Source organism: Chitinophaga chungangae (assembly GCF_017742215.1).
GTDB lineage: Bacteria > Bacteroidota > Bacteroidia > Chitinophagales > Chitinophagaceae > Chitinophaga > Chitinophaga chungangae.
This window is the reverse complement of sequence record NZ_JAGHKP010000005.1, coordinates 86,851-106,160: the sequence shown is the minus strand read 5'-3', so window position 1 is coordinate 106,160 and position 19,310 is coordinate 86,851. Positions and strand designations below refer to the sequence as shown.

Genomic DNA, 19,310 nt, shown 5'->3' with positions numbered 1-19,310 from the left:
ATTAAAATACTCATTCCTCCGCATTTATGCAATAAGTCCGAAATAGCTTAATTTCGTAACAGTTACCACACCCCAAAAACGACCCCGGTTATGAAAAAGGACAAACTCATTGTGTCCTGCCGCTCCGCGCTGGAGAAAAAATACGGCAGCAAACTTTCTTCCATCTTAAAAGACCTGAAAGCCTTGCAGGCTGCGGATAAAAAACGCGGGCTGAACAGCGAAACAGTTTTCGTGGACGATGCCGCCCTCATGAAAAAATATAAATCGCCCGCCGTAAAAACGCCCGGCAGCGCCAAACAGCACAAATTCGCGATAGACGGCCTGTTCAGGCATTTCGAGCCGGATTACCTGCTGATCGCCGGCGCGCAGGACGTGATCCCTTTCCAGCCGCTGAAAAACCTGCTGTTCAGCGAAGACGATGAAGACGAGTTGATCCCCAGCGACCTGCCTTATGCCTGCGAAGCCGCTTACAGCACCGACCCCGGCAGGTTCGTATCGCCCACCCGCGTGGTAGGCCGCCTGCCCGACGTGCCCGGCGGCAGCGACCCCGCTTATTTCCATTCGCTGGTGCAGGACGTTACCGCCAGCAAACCCGGCAAACAACGGCAATACCGGCGATACTTCAGCGTCAGCGTGCACGACTGGCGGCTTTCAACCCAGGAAAGCCTGCGCAACATCTTTGGCGACAACGCCGGCCTGCAGCTTTCGCCTGTGCTCGGCCCGGAATGGACAGGCACGCAGCTGAAAGCCAGGACGCATTTTATCAATTGTCATGGTGCGCTGGACGACCCGAGTTATTACGGGCAGAAAGGCAAAAAATTCCCCGAAGCGCTCTGTTCTTCGCTGCTCGCCAAAAAGATCAGCAAAGGCGCGATAGTGGCCGCGGAATGTTGTTACGGCGCACAGCTGTACGATCCTTCGCTGACGGAAACGGCAAATCTCAGCATCGCCAGCAATTACCTGCTCAATCACGCCATCGCTTTCGCGGGCAGCTCTACGATCGCTTACGGGCCTGCCAAAGGCCAGGGGCTGGCAGACCTGCTCACGCAATATTTCCTGATCAATACCATCAAAGGCGCTTCCACCGGCCGCGCATTCCTGGAAGCGCGCCAGCGTTTCCTCGACGAAATGGGCCCGACGCTTGATCCATACGAACTGAAGACCATCGCGCAATTTTACCTGCTGGGCGATCCTTCGTTAACAGCCGTTGCCGTTGCGGCCGCGCAGGGCGATCAGCGGCAGAACCGCCGTTCCGGCGCCATGGCGAAAGGTTTGGCATTAAACACCTTTATCTCCGTACCGAAGCCGGCAAAAGAAAAGAAAGAAGATGCCGCGCTGGCGGGATTTCTGAACACGCGTAAACTGCCGCGTGGATTCAACAAAAAAGTATTCGTCAACGAAACCAAAACTTCGCCGCTCACCCGCGGGATGAAATCGTTCACTGCGCCCGTGAAATTTCATGTATATTCGGCGAGCACCGTTCACGGGAAGTTCAAAAGCACGAAAGTGCTGGTGGTGAAGGAAAGGAACGGTGAAATACTCGGTTACCGCGAATATGTCAGACGCTAAAAAAAATAAACAGCTTACCGTAAAAGGCCGCCTGGTGCTGAAAACCTTCGCCAGAACGACCAAAAGCGAGAGCCTCGGGGTGTACCTGGAAACGGAAGACGGAAGTTTCCTGATCCGCCCGGCGGGCGGCAATCCTTTTACGGATAACCCTTTGGCGAAACTGGCCGGTAAATTCATTGAAGCGACGGGGCGCAGGAGCGACTATGTTTTCTTCGCCAGCAGCTGGCGGGAAATTCCAGAGCCCGAAGCCTGATCGTTAACACCCAACTAATCCTGTTATTTCCACCGGTAATATTGGCCGCCACTGCGGTATGGAAGCGTCGTAACTTTAAGTGCACTAAAATTGTCGCGCCATGATCCGCCATTCTATCATCCGGCCGGCTGTTACCGTTATTGCAGTTTTCCTGCTATGTATCCCCCTGCAATCGCACAGCCAGCATGTGAACAAAATCATGCAGCAAAAAACCGCTGCCCTTCTAGGAACTTATTACATCTCTTTTAAATCAGACGCCGGCCAGCTGCGCTATATCCTGCATATAGACAGCGCGCGCGGGATGTTCTTTTACGGGAGGATGGAAAACGACCAGCGTTACCACCCGAAGTGGAGGGACTTCTGTCACATCAAAGGCATGATCGCGCCGGGCAAGAACCATGATTTCATCATGAAGCCCGACCTGCGCAGCGACCAGCCGTACAGCCTTGCCTGCCACCCGCACGAGTGGCTGCTTAACAACAAGGTGTACTTCAAATTCAGGGAAGCCAACATCATCAGCGGTTACATGGTCGTAACCAACAATTTCGACATGCCGTCGTTCGCTTTTTCAGGCATGAAACAGGAGCCTGAAAACCTTACGGCCAGCGCCGACGTTGCGCTTTCGAAACATTAACGACTTTTTCTCCAGATCCTGACAGACCGTTTTTTTCCGGGATTAACCGGGGAGAGGCGGTCTGTTTTTTTAGACCGATGCTTTAAAAAAAGTGGAAGAAAAAATGGCGATCATCAGAACGCCCGGTGCAATTCCGCACCGGTGCCGTTCCTGTCGGCATAAATGATCTCGCCGTCGCGGATCTTTACGCCGTCGGCAATGTCGTCGGCCAGCAGCAGCGGGCCGTCCATGTCTGTATAGTCGAGGTAAGGAAGCAGGTGCGCTACCGCTGAAGTGCCTACGGTGCTTTCGTTCATGCTGCCGGTCATTACTTTCATGCCCAGCGATTTCGCTTCCATGATCATCCTGCGTGCGGGCGTGATGCCGCCGCATTTGGTGAGTTTGATGTTGATGCCGTGAAAATGACCCTCGCATTTCCGCACATCGCTTTCCACGATGCAGCTTTCGTCCGCTATCAGCGGAAGCGCAGATTCCGCGTATACTTTGCGCATGCCTTCCCAATCCGCCGCGGGCATCGGCTGCTCGATGAACTCAACGCCCAGCCCGCGAAAAGCTTTTGCGTTGCGCAACGTTTCATCCACGCCCCAGGCGCAGTTGGCGTCTACGCGAAAAACAGCGGTGGTGTGTTTCCGCAGTTCGGTGATGATAGCGATATCGTCTTTGGTGCCGAGTTTGATCTTGTAAATGGGCCAGGGAAATTCCTGTAATTTCTTCACCATGTTCTCCACTGTATCGATGCCGATGGTGTAGTCCGTCATGGGATTATGCGATGGGTCGAGGTTCCAGACTTCGTAGAGTTTTTTGCCCTGCTGTTTGGCGTACAGGTCGTGCGCCGCAAGGTCCAGCGCGCAAAGCGCGAACATATTGTCCGCCAGGCGCGGGTACATCTCCTCCCAGAAAGCTTCCGGCGTATCGAGCTGGTAACTTTCGATAAAAGGCCGGTGCGCATTGATGGCCTTCATCAGGCCGGGCACGGTGATGTTGTAATAGGCATTGTCAGCCGTTTCGCCGATACCACTAAGGCCGTTCTGCCGCAGTTCCGCCACCAGCAAAGGTTGCACATCCTTGCTTTTTCTCGATATCGTAAACGTATGCCTGAATTTCAGTACGAAGGGATACAATGTCAGTTCCATAAACTAAATATACTGCGGGATTATGGCATTTCCTACGGGCGTTCATGCCGGAATATCTGTTATATGTATCACGATGTAAAACAATGCGGGCGTAGTTTTCAGCGGCCGCTTTCCCGCAGCATCGACCGTATCTTTTCGTTCAACGGGGCGGTTTGGCAAAGCGTTTCGAGCGTTACCGGCATACGGTAGCGCCAATACCATGGCGATACTGCCGGCACATTGATGCGCTCTTCTTCCGGCGGGCGGCCGCACAGCGCACCGTCCAGCGAAAACCAGTCCTGCAGCTGCATTATGCACCACATGGCCGGGGCTTCAAGGTGCAGCCGCAGCACCTCTTCTTCCCTGCCCGGCGCATATTCCCTGACGGTCGCCATATCGTGCGTGGAAGGCGTTACTACGGAAAGATAAGGCGCGCCGGCGGGTGTTTGCCCACTCTGTTTTGGCATGGGCAATACTTCCAGGCTGAGAATGCCCAGCCTTTGCAGCACGCCCGGCACACAATGCGGCACCATGCCAAGATCTTCGCCGCACACGAGCATATCGGTGGCGGATTGCAGCACGGGCAGCTTGCGCAGCGCTTCTTTCTCCCACAGTTCGTCGTGGCGGTGATAAAAAAAGTGCAAAGACAATTGCAGCAGGCTTTCCTGCACCGCCGCGTCCAGCGCGAGGAACGATTCCGTTTCCTGCAAACCGAAACGGGGATGAAATTCACCCGGCGAAGGCTCCAGGAAAATAACGTTGGTGATGAGATCGTACAGGCCCTGGCGGATGCCCGGGTCTTCTTCGTGAATATCGCACTGGCGGCGGTATGCTTCCTGCAGCCGGTAACGGCCGTCGCCGGAAGGTTCCAGGTAAACGGACTTTACCGTTACGGCATCGGCGCTGAAGATGCGGTACAGCACATCGTCCGTAATGTACGGCTCGCAATACCGCGCATGTTCGAAAGGAATGCCCCAGTCGATAATCTCCTGTTCCGTAAAAGCTTTTGCCGGGTGGAAATAACCGAGTATGCCTTCTTTCGTGTGCCGCGGGATCTGCCACAGGCGAAAAAATCCCAGCACATGATCGATCCTGAAAGCGGAAAAATATTGCGCCATATGCTGCAAACGCTGCCGCCACCAGCCGTAACCCGTCACTTCCATAATGGGCCAGTTGTAAGCGGGGAAGCCCCAGTTCTGGCCTCTCTGCGCAAACTCGTCCGGCGGCGCGCCGGCCTGCACGGTGGCGTCGAAAAGCTCGGGCATATACGACACGTCCGCGCTGTGCAATGCCATTCCCACGGGCAGGTCGCCTTTAATGGCGACGCCCTGCGAATGCGCGTAGGACACGGCTTCGGAGAGCTGCAGGTGAAGGCAATATTGTACGTACTGATAAAAAACAACGTCGCTGCTGCCGTCGCGTTTGCAACAAAATGCCGCGTAAGGTTCCAGCCAGTAAAGGTTTTTCTTCACCCATCCGTCAAATGCCGCATCGCCGCGAAAATTTTGATAGAACGTTTGCAGCGCATTTATTTTGAAAAGGATAGTTGTTTCGTAATCCATGTCCTGCAAGGCGTTGAGCCGTTCCTGCACAGCTGTGTAACCTTCCGACGCTCCCAGTGCGGGAAGATGTATGTACATGGGGTGAAGCGCGAACGCAGAAATGGCGGCGTAAGGATAAGAATCTTTCCAGCTGTTATCCGTCATCGTATCGTTTACCGGCAACAGCTGCACCAAGCGCTGACCGGTAGCCGAAGCCCAATCCGCCAGCAGCTTGAGGTCTGCGAACTCGCCGCAGCCCAGCCCTTTTTCAGAGCGCAGCGAAAACACGGGCACAGCAACGCCCGCGCCTTTCCAGGGCTGATGGTTAAACCGCGCAAAGCCGTCGTCGATCACGCAGGCGGCGGAAGAATGGAAAGAACGGTTCTCTCCTGTTTCAAACTCAGCGCCGTCCAGCAAATATTTGTACGCTACGTCCATGCCGGGCGGGATGTTCACATTGACGGCGAAGCGGCCGTCTTCCCGCGCCTGCATCTTCACCGCCAGCGCGGTGTTCCAGTCGCCCAGCGAAGGGATGTTCCCGGTCAGCGCCACTTCCCTCCCGCTTTCCAGCAGCGGCACGCTCACCTGGAAATAATGCGATCCGCCGCGTGGCACGCCTTGCGGCGGATGATGAAAATACACGTCGCGGAAAGGCGCCTTCAGCAAATTATCCGCCAAACGCCCGGGTTGCCGCCATTCGTCGCGGAGGGTAAGCTCCGTTTCGCCTTCACGGAATACCAGCACGCGATCGGCTTGTTCTTTCAGCTCCCATCCCTGCGTAAAAATGTAACGGTAATGCAGCTCCGGCTCGTTCCATTCCAGCTCGGCCGTCCAGTGGTCTGCGTCGTGCCAGTCCATGGGTAGCACGCGGCCATTATGCAGGGCGAGAGAAAGTTGCTGGCCCCAGGAAGTGGAGTACCGTACGAAAAAACGCAGCGTCATAACGGGGAAATTACGAAAAAAGCAGACCGGTTCCTTTTACCCGTAAAAAAGGGACCGGCGGTTACGTATCCGGCGGGGGCACAAGTGGCAGGAGATTTCGTATTAAAAAAATAGGATAATAGCGGTATACTTATTACTTTATGGTACTACCAATCATTGCCACAATGAAAACATTGCTTACCCTATGGCTGGCCTTTTTTGCCGTATCCCTTCAGGCGCAGGACCAGCAGGCGCAGATCGCCGCAAAAGCGGGCGCCATTTCCGCCAAACTGATCGAATGGAGAAGGTACCTGCACGAACATCCCGAATTGTCTAACCGCGAAGTGCAAACTGCCGCGTATGTTGCCGCGCATCTTAAAAAACTGGGCATCGAAGTGCAGACCGGCGTTGCCAAAACCGGCGTGGTGGGCCTGCTGAAAGGCGGCAAACCCGGGCCGGTAGTGGCGCTCCGCGCGGATATGGATGGGTTGCCGGTGAAAGAACGAGTGGATCTTCCCTTTAAATCGCAGGTAACTGCCGAATATCTCGGGCAAACGGTGCCGGTGATGCACGCCTGCGGTCATGATAGTCATGTGGCGATACTGATGGCCACCGCCGAAGTGCTTGCTTCGATGAAAAAAGATATATCCGGCACCGTGAAATTTATTTTCCAGCCCGCGGAAGAGGGCCCTCCGGGCGATGAGGAAGGCGGCGCGCCGCTGATGGTGAAAGAAGGCGTGATGGACAATCCGAAGGTAGACGCGGTGTTCGGCCTGCACATCAATTCTGCCATCGAGGCGGGCAGCATCCGGTATAGACAGGGCGCTATGATGGCATCGTCCGACTGGTTCACCATTGCCGTCAAAGGCAAGCAGGCGCACGGTTCGACGCCATGGAACAGCGTAGACCCGATCGTGACCGGCGCGCAGATCGTGGAAGGTTTGCAAACCATCGTCAGCCGGCAATCCAACATCGTGGACGCGCCGGTAGTGATCACCGTCGGCAAGTTCCACAGCGGCGTGCGCAGCAATATCATTCCTGAAGAAGCTCTGCTGGAAGGCACTATCCGCACGCTGGACAGCAGGATGCAGGAAGACGTGCATCAGCGCATCCGCAAAACGGCGGTGAAGATCGCCGAAGCGGCGGGCGCGGAAGCCGTTGTGTCTATCGACAAAAAAACACTGGTGACATTTAACGATTCGGCGTTGGTGCAAAAGATGGTGCCTTCGCTGCAAAAGGCCGCCGGCGCCGGTAAAACGGCCGTCATGAACTGGGTGACGGGCGCGGAGGATTTTTCATTTTACGGTACCAAAGCCCCGGCGTTTTTCTTTTATCTCGGCGGCATGCCCAAAGGCAACGACCCGAAAAAAGCGCCCGGCCATCACACCCCCGATTTTTATATCGACGATAGCGAGCTGTACGTAGGCGTGAAAGCGTTCTGCAACCTCGTATTCGATTTCGCGGAACTTTCCGCGAAATAAAACATTCGCCTGCCAACAAAAAATCCGCAACGATGATCGCTGCGGATTTTTTTATGCTGCTTTTATCGTTTACCGTATCAGCAATACACTGCCCTGCAGTTGGAAAGGATTACCCATCACGTCTTTCCCGCGGATGATGTAAATATAACTTCCCGTAGGCTGTTCCGCGCCGTTCAGGCGGCCATTCCAGCCTACGCCCATCGTCTTGGTGGTGAACACTTCATTGCCCCAGCGGCTGAAGACCGTGAAAGATTCCAAAGAGGTCATCATCGAATATTGCGGGCGGAAAATATCGTTGAGCCCGTCGCCATTCGGTGTGAAGGCGGTAGGCACGCCCACCGTTACTTTATCCACCGTTTTCACATCGATCTTCGCGGGCGGGCTTTTACAGATGTCTTCCGTGAGCGTGACGTAATACGTTGTATTTTGCTGCAGGGGCGGCATGTCGAATATGCCGGTGGTATTATCCTGCAGGGGCATGGTTGTACCGGCGTCCGCATACAACGTAAACACGGCCGGGGAAGGCGAAGTAACGTTGATGCGCAACGGCAGGCCTTTCCCGATGGTGATCGTCTGGTCGGCGGGCGGGGCCAGCGGTTCGGCCTCGTTTTGCACGATATATGCGTCAGACTTCACGGTGCATCCGTACATGTCCATCACTTCAACATAATAGCTGCCCGCCTTCAGGTTTTTCGCCTGCTGTTCGGTGCTCATCAGCGCGCCCGCAGCATCCGTCCATTGCAGCAGGAACGGCCCTGCGCCATTCACGCCCGGCAGCGTTATGGAACCGTTCGCCCTTGCGCAGAATTCGTTTGTGATCTGCGGCGTGCCGGTCAATACGGGCGGCGTACGTTGGGGAATATTAGCGGTGTATACTTCCAGTTCGCAGCCGTCCGGATCGGTGAGATAAAGTTTATAATCGCCGGGCCCAAGGCCGCCCAGCGTACGGTCTGTTCCCAACGTGGCGTTGGTGGCCGCATTCGTCCAGCGCAGCGATTGCACCTGCGTGCCGCTGATGTCCGTGATCCTTATTTCACCGTTCGATTCGTTGCAGACCGGCAGATGTATCTCTCCTTTTACGCTCCAGTTTGAGGCCTGCATATTCTCTACTTCGATCCATAAGGTTTGTGCGGTGCAGTTATACCTGTTGGTGGCCGTCAGCATGTATGCGCCCGCCGGCACGCCGGTGAGGTCCGGTGTATTGCCCACTATGTCGTTGTTGCCATTGCGCCAGGTGTATGTTTCGGCGCCGGTGACCTGTATGCCCGTAATAGCGCCAGGCTGGTTGTTGCAGCCCGCGGGCTGCGATTTCATCTGCGATACGTCTATCGTAACCTGGCCAAGAGCGCCGATCACAATGGGCGCTGAAACCAGGGCTGGACAAGAGCTTTGGTCCGTCACTTCCAGCCGGTACGTGCCCGGCGCAAGGTTGCCGATGTTTTCGGACGAACCGATATGCGTATCCTGTTCATTCAGCCAGCGTATCGCCAAAGTGCCCATGCCGCCCAGCTGGATGTTGCGGATCGAACCGTTGTTGTTCATACAGGTGGAAGGCGTAACGGTCATATTGGTGATATCGATCACCGGCCCGGGCTGATCGGTGATCACCACCGGGTCGCTTACATCGAAACAGGTGGGCGAACTGTAGGCGGTAAGCCGGTAAGAGCCGGAAGGAACATTCAACAGCTCTACGTCCGTTCCTACGATTTCGTTCCTGTCGTTGCGCCATTCATAAGTATTTTTATACCCGCCGGTAACGATCACATTCCTGATAGAGCCGGTATTGTTCCCGCAGGGACTTACAACGGTCACGGCGGTGGTGATGATGTCAGGCTGGGTATTGATCATGTTTATGCTAAATTCCTGCGGCGAGCAATCCGAATGTGGATCGTTGCTGGCGCTGGCGAACAGCTTGTAGGTGCCGGGCGGAACATTCAAAAGTTCCGGCGTGTTGGCGGCGATCAAGTTACCCGCGCCGTCTTCCCATTGCATGCTTATGGCTCCGGTTACACGTATCCCTTTGATGCTGCCCGGCGTGCCGCAAAGCGGCGGCACAATATCTAGCTGCTGGAGATCGATGGTGGCGCGGGTGAACTCCGAAGTGCGGCCTGCGGAATTGGTACCGGTAGCCACCACATCAGGCGGCAGGGTGCCGGAAAAAGACCACTGGCCTGCACCGTTGGCCGTTGTGGAACCGATGAATACCTTGCCGGTGCATTCGGAACGTGCGTCGCAATGGTCCGCTTCGTAGATCTCTATCGTTGCGTTCGGCTCGCTGCGGCCGGTAACGGTGGTAGCGGAAAGCGTTTCCAGGAAAGTAGTTTCTATCGACTGGATGCCTCTCGTCAACGTGCAAAAAATACTGTTCTTTTTGATGGTGGCATTATGCACATCGGCAACGTACACGCCGTATGGCCCGCCAGCGATATAGTTCTTTTCCGCCGGAAGGTCTCCCCCGATCAGCGTTGTTCCGCCATTGTTCCAAACGGTGACCGCCGGCGAAGCGGTAGTGCCGGTATGTATGGTGCCTGTTATGTCAGTATTTACTTTATTGCCCTGCACTTTTATTTCGCCGCCAAAACATTGTAATTCCAAATAGCCGGAAACGAAGTGATTGTTCAGCACATGTATCCGTGCGGCAGGCCCTCCCATGGGGTCAGGACTGGTGATCAGCATCCGGCTGACGCCAACCGCCAGGGTACCGGTACGATCTGTTCCAAACAGGTTGTCGTGTACGTGGTAAATGCGGGACGAAGGGTTGGGCACACTGGCGGGAAATTCCTCCATGATAGTTTCCGCGCTGATCTGGTTGTGGTCAATCTCCACGTCGCCTGACGAACGCAGATTGATCCTGGCCTGCGCTCCGAGGCCCGCCACCGTTATGCCATCCGGCTCCATACCGATGATGTTGTACGATATATGAATGTTTTCCGATTTGCCGGGCGATACGACATCGCTGCCTACGCTGCCGCCGGCCGCATTCAGCACGTTTCCTTTCCCGGTAGCGCCGATGGTGATGTTGCTGCTGTTGAACAATGAAATGCCGTAAGCGCCGGTCTCCGGTATGCGAAAATCCAGGAAAAGCCCGTAAATCGCCACATCTTCGGCAAAATATATTTTGAGCATATGAAAATACCCCGCCCCTACCAGGCTGGTTTTTAATATCCTCACTTTCGCGTTGCTGATGCCGAAAGGCGTGCCGGGCTGCGTGGTGCCGTCTATTTCGATATTGGAGGTAAGCGCGGGCAGTTCGAGTTTGTCGAGAATGATCGTACGGTCGTCTACGGTAGTGCCGGGCAGGTTGAAGCGGATATAGTCGCGGTCGGCGGTGCCGTTGGCGTTCGCCCGTTCGATGGCTTCCCAGAGGGAGCCGGCGCCACGGTCGGCCCTGGAGGTAACGATGAAGTTTTCGGCTTTGAGAGCCGATGCATGAAGGAGTAGAACAAGTATGAAAACACTGACGGTTATCTGTCGCATGGTAAGGGAAACTCCTCTCAAGATACAAAAAAGCCCCGGCCTTACGCCGGGGCTTTTACCAATTATTCGCAGTAACTATTACACTTATTTAACTTCCTCAAACTCAGCGTCTGTTACGGTATCGCCTGCGTTACCCTGCTGGCCGCCCTGTTGCTGGCCTCCTTGCTGGGCGCCGCCGTCTGCACCGGGCTGGCCCTGTGCCTGGGATGCTTTGTAGAGCTCTTCCGAAGCGGCGGTCCATGCGGTGTTCAGTTCGTTCACGGCTGTGTCGATCTGCGCAATGTCCTGCGTTTTCTGCGCCTCGCGCAGTTTTTCGAGGGCTGCTTCGATCGGCGCTTTTTTCTCTGCGGGGATCTTGTCGCCGTATTCTTTGAGTTGTTTTTCCGTCTGGAACACGAGGCTGTCTGCCTGGTTGATCTTCTCCACCTTTTCGCGGGCTACTTTATCTTCCGCTTCGTTGGCTTTCGCTTCGGCTTTCATTTTTTCGATCTCGTCCTTATTCAGGCCGCTGCCTGCTTCGATGCGGATGTTCTGGGATTTACCGGTGCCCTGGTCTTTCGCGGTTACGTGAAGGATGCCGTTGGCGTCGATATCGAATACCACTTCGATCTTGGGCACGCCGCGCTGTGCGGGCGGAATGTCGTTCAGGATGAAGCGGCCCAGCGTCCTGTTCTGCGCGGCCATCGGCCTTTCCCCTTGCAGCACGTGTATTTCCACGCTCGGCTGATTGTCTGCCGCGGTAGAGAATACTTCGCTCTTTTTAGTAGGAATGGTGGTGTTGGATTCGATCAGCTTGGTAAATACGCCGCCCATGGTCTCGATACCGAGGGAAAGCGGGGTAACGTCCAGCAGCAGTACGTCTTTCACCTCACCGGTGAGCACGCCGCCCTGGATAGCGGCGCCTACGGCCACTACTTCGTCCGGGTTCACGCCTTTATTGGGCTTTTTGCCGAAGAATTTCTCCACTACTTCCTGGATGCGGGGGATACGGGTAGAACCGCCCACGAGGATCACTTCGTCGATCTTGCTGATGTCTACACCGGCATCGGCGATCGCCCTGCGGCAGGGCTCCAGTGTTCTTTCCACCAGGCTGTCGCTCAGCTGCTCGAATTTCGCGCGGGTGAGTTTTTTCACGAGGTGTTTGGGAACGCCGTCTACAGCGGTGATGTAAGGCAGGTTGATCTCGGTTTCCTGTGAGGAAGACAATTCGATCTTCGCCTTTTCAGCCGCTTCTTTCAAACGCTGCCATGCCATCGGGTCTTTATGCAGGTCTACCGCTTCGTCTTTCTTGAATTCGTCTGCCAGCCAGTCCATGATCACTTTGTCGAAGTCGTCGCCACCGAGGTGCGTATCGCCGTTGGTGGATTTTACTTCGAATACGCCGTCGCCCAGTTCGAGGATGGATACGTCGAACGTACCACCGCCAAGGTCGAATACGGCGATCATGCTGTCAGCATGTTTTTTGTCCATACCATAAGCCAGCGCCGCGGCGGTAGGCTCGTTGATGATACGGCGAACGGTAAGACCGGCGATTTCACCGGCTTCTTTGGTAGCCTGGCGCTGGGCGTCGTTGAAGTAAGCCGGAACGGTGATCACCGCTTCGGAAACTTCCTGGCCCAGGTAGTCTTCCGCTGTTTTTTTCATTTTCTGCAGGATCATCGCAGAAATTTCCTGCGGGGTGTATAACCTGCCGTCTATATCGATACGCGTTGTATTGTTGTCGCCTTTTGCTACTTTATAACTTACGTGGCTCAATTCGTTGGATACCTCGTCGAAATGGCGGCCCATGAAACGCTTCACCGACATAATGGTGTTAACGGGATTGGTGATGGCCTGGCGTTTGGCGGGGTCACCCACTTTCCTTTCACCATTCTTTAAAAACGCAACCACGGAAGGCGTCGTGCGGCGGCCTTCATCGTTTGCGATCACTACCGGTTCGTTACCTTCCATTACGGCAACGCAAGAGTTGGTAGTTCCTAAGTCTATACCTATGATTTTTCCCATAATAATTAATGTTCTCCTTTGTGAAACAGTGTGGCCCGGGAGGGCTCCCGGACTTAGCTTACGTTTGTCAATGATTATGCCAAGGCAGGCCTGTATGAAAATATGTCAGTTCCCGCTAACAACCGTGTATGTGTTTTAAAAAGAAGGGCGGATATATACAACACAGTGGCGCAAAATTTGTTTCACACTGAGTAACTAACCAGTAATCATATGAAAAAAAACACGCTTCGATGGGCCTTTTTCCTGATGGCCGCATCGCCCCTTACGCTTGTTGCCCAAAATCCCGAGCCCGAGCCCGCAACCACGACCCAAACGCCCAAAGGCGGCCTTTTCGGCGGCAGCCAGCAATTCAGGACATTCTCCATCGGTGTGAACGGCGGGGTGCTAGTGCCTGCTGTAGCTACCGGCGGTAGCAACGATTTCACCAAATGGCAGCTGAACTACGGTTATGGCGCCTATGTTAAATGGCAGCTGCTCCACTTCCTCGGCCTCCGCGCCGATTTTGTGGGGGGTAAGCTGAAAGGAGACAACAGCAAGGAACTCGGCAACGGGGAAAACCCGAACAGGGCCGTTCAAAGCTTCGAAACTTCCCTCAACTGGTCCGGCAGCCTCAACGCTGTGTTCAATCTTGCCACCATCAACTGGCTGCACCGCCAGAGCGCGGCACAGCTCTACGTTTCCGTGGGCGGCGGCCTGGCCGGTTATAAACCGACCATCACTACCCCGGGCGGGATCACCCGCGATTACAAATCCTCCGGCAGCATCAACGAGTTCTTCGTGCCCGTAGGCGCCGGGGTGAAATTCAAACTGTCAGATTTCATGAACCTCGACCTTGGCTACACCATGCATTACCTCGACGGCGACAACCTGGACGGGTTCAATTACGGCCCTTCCAAAGACCGCTACGCTTACGGCTATGCGGGACTGGAATTTGCGCTGGGCGACCGCACCAAACCGCAGCTGGCCTGGCATAACGCCCCGGCCGTGATGTACGACGACCTGGTGGCGCAAAAAGAACAACTTAAACTGGAACTCGACGCCGAAAAGGAAAACAACGCCAAACTGGCCGCCAGCGTGGCTAAGCTGCAGGCAGACAGCGATGGCGACGGCGTGTCGGACCTGTTCGACAAATGCCCGAACACCCCGGCTACGGATAAAGTGGACGGCTCCGGCTGCCCGCTGCCGAAAGACACTGTGAAGCCCGCGCCCGTGAAGGTGATCATCACCGAAGACGACCGCCGCCTGGTGCGCGACGCCATCGCCAACCTCGAATTTGCCACCGGCAAATCGAATATCCTGCCCAAATCTTTCGCTTCGCTCGACCGCGTGGCCGATCTCATGGTCCGCAAGAACCTGAGCCTGAAACTGGCCGGCCATACGGACAATGTGGGCACGGAAGCCAACAATATGCGCCTGTCTAAAGACAGGGCCGAATCCGTAAAATCCTACCTCACCGGCAAAGGCGTGAACCCGAGCCGCATCGAGGCCACCGGTTACGGCGAACTGCAGCCTATCGCGACGAACAAAACGGCCGCAGGCAGGCAGAAGAACCGCCGCGTGGAGTTTACGATCTTCTAGCGCACTGACAATCATATGACAACATGACAAAGCCCCGGCACGCGCCGGGGCTTTTTTCCCGGCATACTATTTGTTAAATGGGCAGTGATTATTTTAACATATTATGAAAAACTAACTCTTTTACTGCCGTTTCGCGCGGATCGGCGTGTATTACGTGTTCGGGAAAAAAGAAAATTCTAAAGGTAGTCTGCCTATAAAACCCATGGCAGCGCATCTCCGGGTGTGCTGCCTTTTTTATGCCAGGCCCAGAACGGGCATGAAGCTGCGCTCGTCCACGATATGATCGGCCACTTCGTTCACTTTCTCGTTGGTGGCGTTAAAAGCGATGCCGGTGCCTGCCTGGCGGATCATGCAGATGTCGTTCACGCCGTCGCCGATGGCGAGCGTGTTTTCCAGGCTGATGGCGTAATGCGAGCGCATGTGGTGCATCATGTTGCATTTGCAGTAATCGTTCATGCAGCCGCTATCGGCTGCCCGCAGGAAGTTCGCCGGGATGCTTACGACGCCCGTGGCGCGGCCGTTGTCGAACTCCAGCACGTTGGCGCAGGAGAAATGCATGCCCAGCTTTTCTTTCACATAATTGGTGATGCAGGTGTAGCTGTCGCTGATAATGCCGCACACGTATCCTTTCCCGATCAACGAGGCCACCACGGCGGCCGCATCTTCCACGATGGGGATGGAGCGTACCACGGCGGTCAATTCTTCCTGCGTTCTTCCTTTCAGCAGCTGCGCAATGAGCTGCGTGCGCACCACATCTGGGTGGCATTCGGCGATAATGCGTTTCAGATCTTCGGAGAAGCCCAGTTCCGCGGCGGCAGTGTGGATAAAACTACGGTGGAGCAGGGTGTTGTCCATGTCGAAAATGGCCATTTTAACGAAAGAGGTCGGGTTAGCTGCGGTATGCATAACGGTTTGTTCGGTGAAACAATCGGCGGGGGTAACAGGATGTAAACGCGGTAAAGTTACGAAAATAGTGCCGGCATGGAGATGAACGTTGTGTTAAACCCCTTTCCCCCGCGCCTGCTGGTGATCGGCACAGCTGCAAACCCGTGAAAAACAGGCAATTTTGCAGGCCAGCCGGGGGATGTTGGGCTTTCACCCAACATTCTGTTACCTTTGCCGTCAATAAGATTCAACTGAATGAGCGTAGTTTCTTCCATAAAACAGGCAGCAGCCGAAGCCGTACAGGCATTATACCAACAGCCCTTCACCGTTGCGGACGTGTCCGTAAACACTACCAAACCCGAATTTGAAGGGGAATACACCATCGTGGTGTTCCCGTTCACCAAATTCAGCCGCCTGAAGCCTGAAGAAACCGGGCAGGCGCTGGGCAATTACCTCGTGCAGCATTATCCTTCCCTGGTGGCCGGTTTCAACGTGGTAAAAGGTTTTCTCAACCTCAGCATCCACCGCGATTACTGGTTGAGCTATGTAAAGGAAGCGCACCAGCAGGCAACGCCCGGCAGGAAACCCTCAAACGGCAAAAAAGTCATGGTGGAGTACTCCTCCCCCAACACCAATAAACCCCTTCACCTGGGGCACCTGCGGAATAATTTTCTCGGTTATTCCATTTCGGAGATCCTCAAAGCCAACGGTTATGAAGTGATCAAGGCGAACCTGGTGAACGACCGCGGCATTCACATCTGCAAATCCATGCTGGCATGGCAGCTATTCGCACATGGAGACACCCCGCAAAGCACCGGCGTTAAAGGCGACCACCTCGTGGGCGACTATTACGTGCGGTTCGAGACCATTCTCCGCGAACAGGCTGAAACCATCATCTCCGACGTGCTGGAAGGAAATTTTAAGGATTTTGAGGGGGAAGAAAAAGAAAGGATCATCAAACTCCATAACCTCCTGCACAAGCCCGAAATACAGGCCGATGCGGAGAAAGCAGGGAAAATAAAAGACGAGATCAAAGAACTGAGCCGGAATAAAACCGAGATCATGCAGCAAGCGAAGATCATGCTGCAGCAGTGGGAAGCCGGCAACCCCGAAGTGCGCGCGCTGTGGCAGACCATGAACAGCTGGGTGTACGAAGGGTTTGAAGAAACCTACAAACGCCTCGGCATCGACTTCGACAAAATGTATTTCGAAAGCAATACTTACCTGTTGGGGAAAGACGTGGTGGAAGAAGGTTTGCAGAAAGGCGTGTTTTTCCGCAAGCCGGACAACTCCGTGTGGATCGACCTTACGGCGGACGGGCTGGATGAAAAACTCGTGCTTCGCGGCGACGGCACTTCCGTGTACATCACGCAGGACCTTGGCACGGCGAAGCTCAAATACGCGGATTTCCACATGGACCAAAGCCTGTACGTGGTGGCCGACGAACAGAATTACCACTTCAAGGTGCTTCGGCTCATCCTCCAGAAACTCGGCGACGCGTCTGCAGGCGGCATCGAACATCTTTCCTACGGCATGGTGGAACTGCCGCACGGCCGCATGAAAAGCCGTGAAGGCACGGTGGTGGACGCAGACGATATGATCGCCGAAATGGTGTCTACCGCCGCCACCCACACCGAAGAGCTCGGCAAGGTGAAAGGTTTTTCTGAAGAAGAACTGCGCGAACTGCATGAAACCATCGGCATCGGCGCGATGAAATTTTTCCTGCTGAAGGTAGACCCGAAAAAACGGATGATCTTTAACCCGGAAGAATCCATCGACCTGCACGGCTTTACAGGCCCCTTCATCCAGTACAGCCACGCGCGCATCAAATCCATCCTGCGCGAGTTCTCAACCGCAGACCTTGCGGCCCTGGCGGATTATACGCACAACGAAGACCTGCTTCCCATGGAAAAGGAACTGATCATGATCAACGAACAGTTCGGCACCGTGCTGGAAGACGCGCAGAAAGAATGGAGCCCTTCGGTGATCGCGAACTACGCGTTCCTGCTGGCGCAAACCTTCAACTCATTTTACGCGAAAAAAGAAAACGGCAAATACATTTATTCTGTGAGGGATGCGGAAACGGACCACAAACGCAAGCTGCGCCTCCAGATCGCAATGCTCACGGCCAATACCATCAAGGAGGCCATGAAGCTGCTGGGCATACAGGTGCCGGAAAGAATGTAGGCTGAAGAAAAAAATATAAAAGCCGTCCCGGAGATATACCGGGACGGCTTTTTTAATGCGGTTTACTGCAGCTGCATCGCCTGGTCGCAGATGTTCTGGCCTTTGGCCACTTCACCGGAACAGATGTACGATTTACCGAGCATGAACATCGCGAAAGCGTTCATGGGCTGCAACATGAGGATGTTGTTCCATTGCACGGCGGCCTGCGTGTAATCCTGTTTTTTGTAATAGGCGTTGGCCAGGCTTTGCATGATCTGGATGTCTTTCGGTCTTAAGCTGAGCGCGGCTTGCAGGTTGCGGATAGCGTCGTCGAATGCGGACTGTTTGAGTTGCGACAGTCCGAGGTTTACATAAAGATCTGCGTTCCCGGGGTGCCCTAACCGGGCAGCCTGTTCAAATGCCCCGGCGGCGTTTTTGTAGTTTTTCATGTTAAAATGCATCATTCCTGATTCGTAATATACACTGGCCGACGTACTGTCTGCTTTCAGTGCTTTTTCATAGTATATAAGCGCTTGTTCGTAATCTTCGTTCTGCGCGTGCAGCCGGGCGATGCGGCAAAGCAGCACGGGTTGCCCGGGCTCTTCCAGCAGCGCGAGCTCCAGCGCGCGGATGGCTTCCGCGGGATGGTCGAGGGCGGAGTAACTGAGCCCGATGATGCTGTTCATATGCGGCGCGCCCTGGTCTCGTGCTTTGAAGGCGTAAGTCAGCGCATCTTCATATGCTTTCTGTTCGAAGAATATTTCCGCGAGAGCGCCCAGCGCTTCCCCGTGCGAGGCATGCTGTTCGAGCAACAGGAGCAACTGCTGCTTGGCGGTTTCGGGTTGGTGCTGAAGGCGGTAAAGATTGGCCAGCTCGAGGTAAGGAGCGGCGTAATTGTGGTTTGCCCTGATGGCGGCGGCAAAACGTTCTTCCGCTTCCTGCAGGCGGCCGCTGAGCTTCAGGCGAACGCCCTGCTCGTAGAGTTGCCGGGCGCCACGGTCGTGGCCGGCGGTGGTTGCCGAGGCCGATATACGGCATAGCGGCAGCAGGATGCACAGGTACAGTAGGATACGGTATAGGAACATAGTCGATGCGCAATGGCGCTGATCAAATATACATATTTTATTTAATTCATAACATATCGCTGGAAGAAAAAGACAAAGGCATGAGGCTGCCCGCGTCGCGGATCACGATGGCGGGGCCGGAAAGCCCGGCCATGATGAGGCGGATGGGCGTGCCGGACCGCTGCTGGTATTCGCAGATGGTTTGCCGGCAGATGCCGCAGGGAGAGATCGGTTTTTCGCTGGTTCCCAGCTCGTTACGGTAGCTTACGGCCAGCGCCCGCACCGGTATGCCGGGGTAAAGGGAGGAAGCCGTGGAAAGGGCCGTTCTTTCCGCGCAGATGCCCACGGGGTACGATGCGTTCTCCTGGTTGGTGCCGGTTACGGTCTGCCCGTTGTCCAAAAGCAGCGCCGCCCCCACCCTGAAGCGGGAATACGGGGCATAGGCGTCTTCCAGTGCACGGCGGGCGAGCTGCAGCAGGGAAAGATCCTCCGGCGGCAGTTCGGACGCGTCTTTATATTCCTCGTATTCAACCTGTTGTATCTTTTTCTCCATAATGTTCCGGTTTAAGGCGGCGGTAAAAAAGGGAGCCGTTCCTTTTGCGTTCCTGAAGATACTTCTTTTCGG

General features: G+C 55.0%; 13 protein-coding genes. 6 read left to right on the top strand and 7 right to left on the bottom strand.

All coding sequences use genetic code 11. The features are described from left to right. Positions 1 to 90: 90 nt before the first annotated feature. The 3 genes from J7I43_RS23755 (at position 91) to J7I43_RS23745 (ending at position 2,456) form a co-directional block, all read left to right on the top strand. A complete protein-coding gene (locus tag J7I43_RS23755; protein ID WP_209148492.1) occupies positions 91 to 1,569 on the top strand; it encodes a hypothetical protein in 1,479 nt (492 codons plus the stop codon). After that, positions 1,556 to 1,822 carry a hypothetical protein gene (locus J7I43_RS23750; protein ID WP_209148491.1) on the top strand — a complete coding sequence of 89 codons (267 nt, stop codon included), beginning with the start codon at positions 1,556 to 1,558 and terminating at the stop codon, positions 1,820 to 1,822. The genes J7I43_RS23755 and J7I43_RS23750 overlap by 14 nt, the downstream gene beginning before the upstream one ends. Before the next feature lie 100 nt (positions 1,823 to 1,922). Then, positions 1,923 to 2,456 carry a hypothetical protein gene (locus J7I43_RS23745; RefSeq protein ID WP_209148490.1) on the top strand — a complete coding sequence of 178 codons (534 nt, stop codon included), beginning with the start codon at positions 1,923 to 1,925 and terminating at the stop codon, positions 2,454 to 2,456. A gap of 113 nt (positions 2,457 to 2,569) precedes the next feature. Here the strand turns inward: J7I43_RS23745 and J7I43_RS23740 are convergent, their stop codons facing one another. Beyond that, positions 2,570 to 3,589 carry a dipeptide epimerase gene (locus J7I43_RS23740; protein ID WP_209148489.1) on the bottom strand — a complete coding sequence of 340 codons (1,020 nt, stop codon included), beginning with the start codon at positions 3,587 to 3,589 and terminating at the stop codon, positions 2,570 to 2,572. Between the two features lie 98 nt (positions 3,590 to 3,687). Further along, positions 3,688 to 6,051: a 4-alpha-glucanotransferase gene (locus J7I43_RS23735; protein ID WP_209148488.1), complete on the bottom strand. Its 2,364-nt coding sequence runs from the start codon at positions 6,049 to 6,051 to the stop codon at positions 3,688 to 3,690. A gap of 164 nt (positions 6,052 to 6,215) precedes the next feature. On the opposite strand from J7I43_RS23735, the gene J7I43_RS23730 reads away from it, so the two are divergent. Beyond that, positions 6,216 to 7,511, top strand: a complete 1,296-nt coding sequence (locus tag J7I43_RS23730) for an amidohydrolase (protein ID WP_209148487.1) — start codon at positions 6,216 to 6,218, stop codon at positions 7,509 to 7,511. A 69-nt stretch (positions 7,512 to 7,580) separates the two neighbouring features. On the opposite strand, the gene J7I43_RS23725 is transcribed toward J7I43_RS23730, so the two are convergent. Continuing rightward, entirely contained in the window at positions 7,581 to 10,988 is a 3,408-nt protein-coding gene (locus J7I43_RS23725; RefSeq protein WP_209148486.1) for a gliding motility-associated C-terminal domain-containing protein, read from the bottom strand. An 84-nt stretch (positions 10,989 to 11,072) separates the two neighbouring features. Beyond that, positions 11,073 to 12,992, bottom strand: a complete 1,920-nt coding sequence (gene dnaK, locus J7I43_RS23720) for a molecular chaperone DnaK (RefSeq protein ID WP_209148485.1) — start codon at positions 12,990 to 12,992, stop codon at positions 11,073 to 11,075. Positions 12,993 to 13,202: 210 nt separating this feature from the next. On the opposite strand from dnaK, the gene J7I43_RS23715 reads away from it, so the two are divergent. Beyond that, positions 13,203 to 14,570, top strand: a complete 1,368-nt coding sequence (locus J7I43_RS23715) for an OmpA family protein (protein WP_209148484.1) — start codon at positions 13,203 to 13,205, stop codon at positions 14,568 to 14,570. A 234-nt stretch (positions 14,571 to 14,804) separates the two neighbouring features. Here J7I43_RS23715 and J7I43_RS23710 read toward each other — a convergent pair whose 3' ends face one another. Beyond that, the gene (locus J7I43_RS23710; protein ID WP_209148483.1) at positions 14,805 to 15,476 is read right to left on the bottom strand and encodes an HAD-IB family phosphatase; all 672 of its coding nucleotides are present in this window, start codon (positions 15,474 to 15,476) and stop codon (positions 14,805 to 14,807) included. A 234-nt stretch (positions 15,477 to 15,710) separates the two neighbouring features. Between J7I43_RS23710 and J7I43_RS23705 the strand changes: the two genes are divergently transcribed. Continuing rightward, on the top strand, positions 15,711 to 17,642 hold the full coding sequence (locus tag J7I43_RS23705; RefSeq protein WP_209148482.1) for an arginine--tRNA ligase: 1,932 nt from the start codon (positions 15,711 to 15,713) through the stop codon (positions 17,640 to 17,642). A gap of 62 nt (positions 17,643 to 17,704) precedes the next feature. Here J7I43_RS23705 and J7I43_RS23700 read toward each other — a convergent pair whose 3' ends face one another. Continuing rightward, positions 17,705 to 18,706, bottom strand: a complete 1,002-nt coding sequence (locus J7I43_RS23700; RefSeq protein ID WP_209148481.1) for a tetratricopeptide repeat protein — start codon at positions 18,704 to 18,706, stop codon at positions 17,705 to 17,707. A 46-nt stretch (positions 18,707 to 18,752) separates the two neighbouring features. Continuing rightward, positions 18,753 to 19,238, bottom strand: coding sequence for a cytidine deaminase (locus J7I43_RS23695; protein WP_209148480.1), 486 nt, complete (start codon positions 19,236 to 19,238; stop codon positions 18,753 to 18,755). Between the last annotated feature and the right edge of the window lie 72 nt (positions 19,239 to 19,310).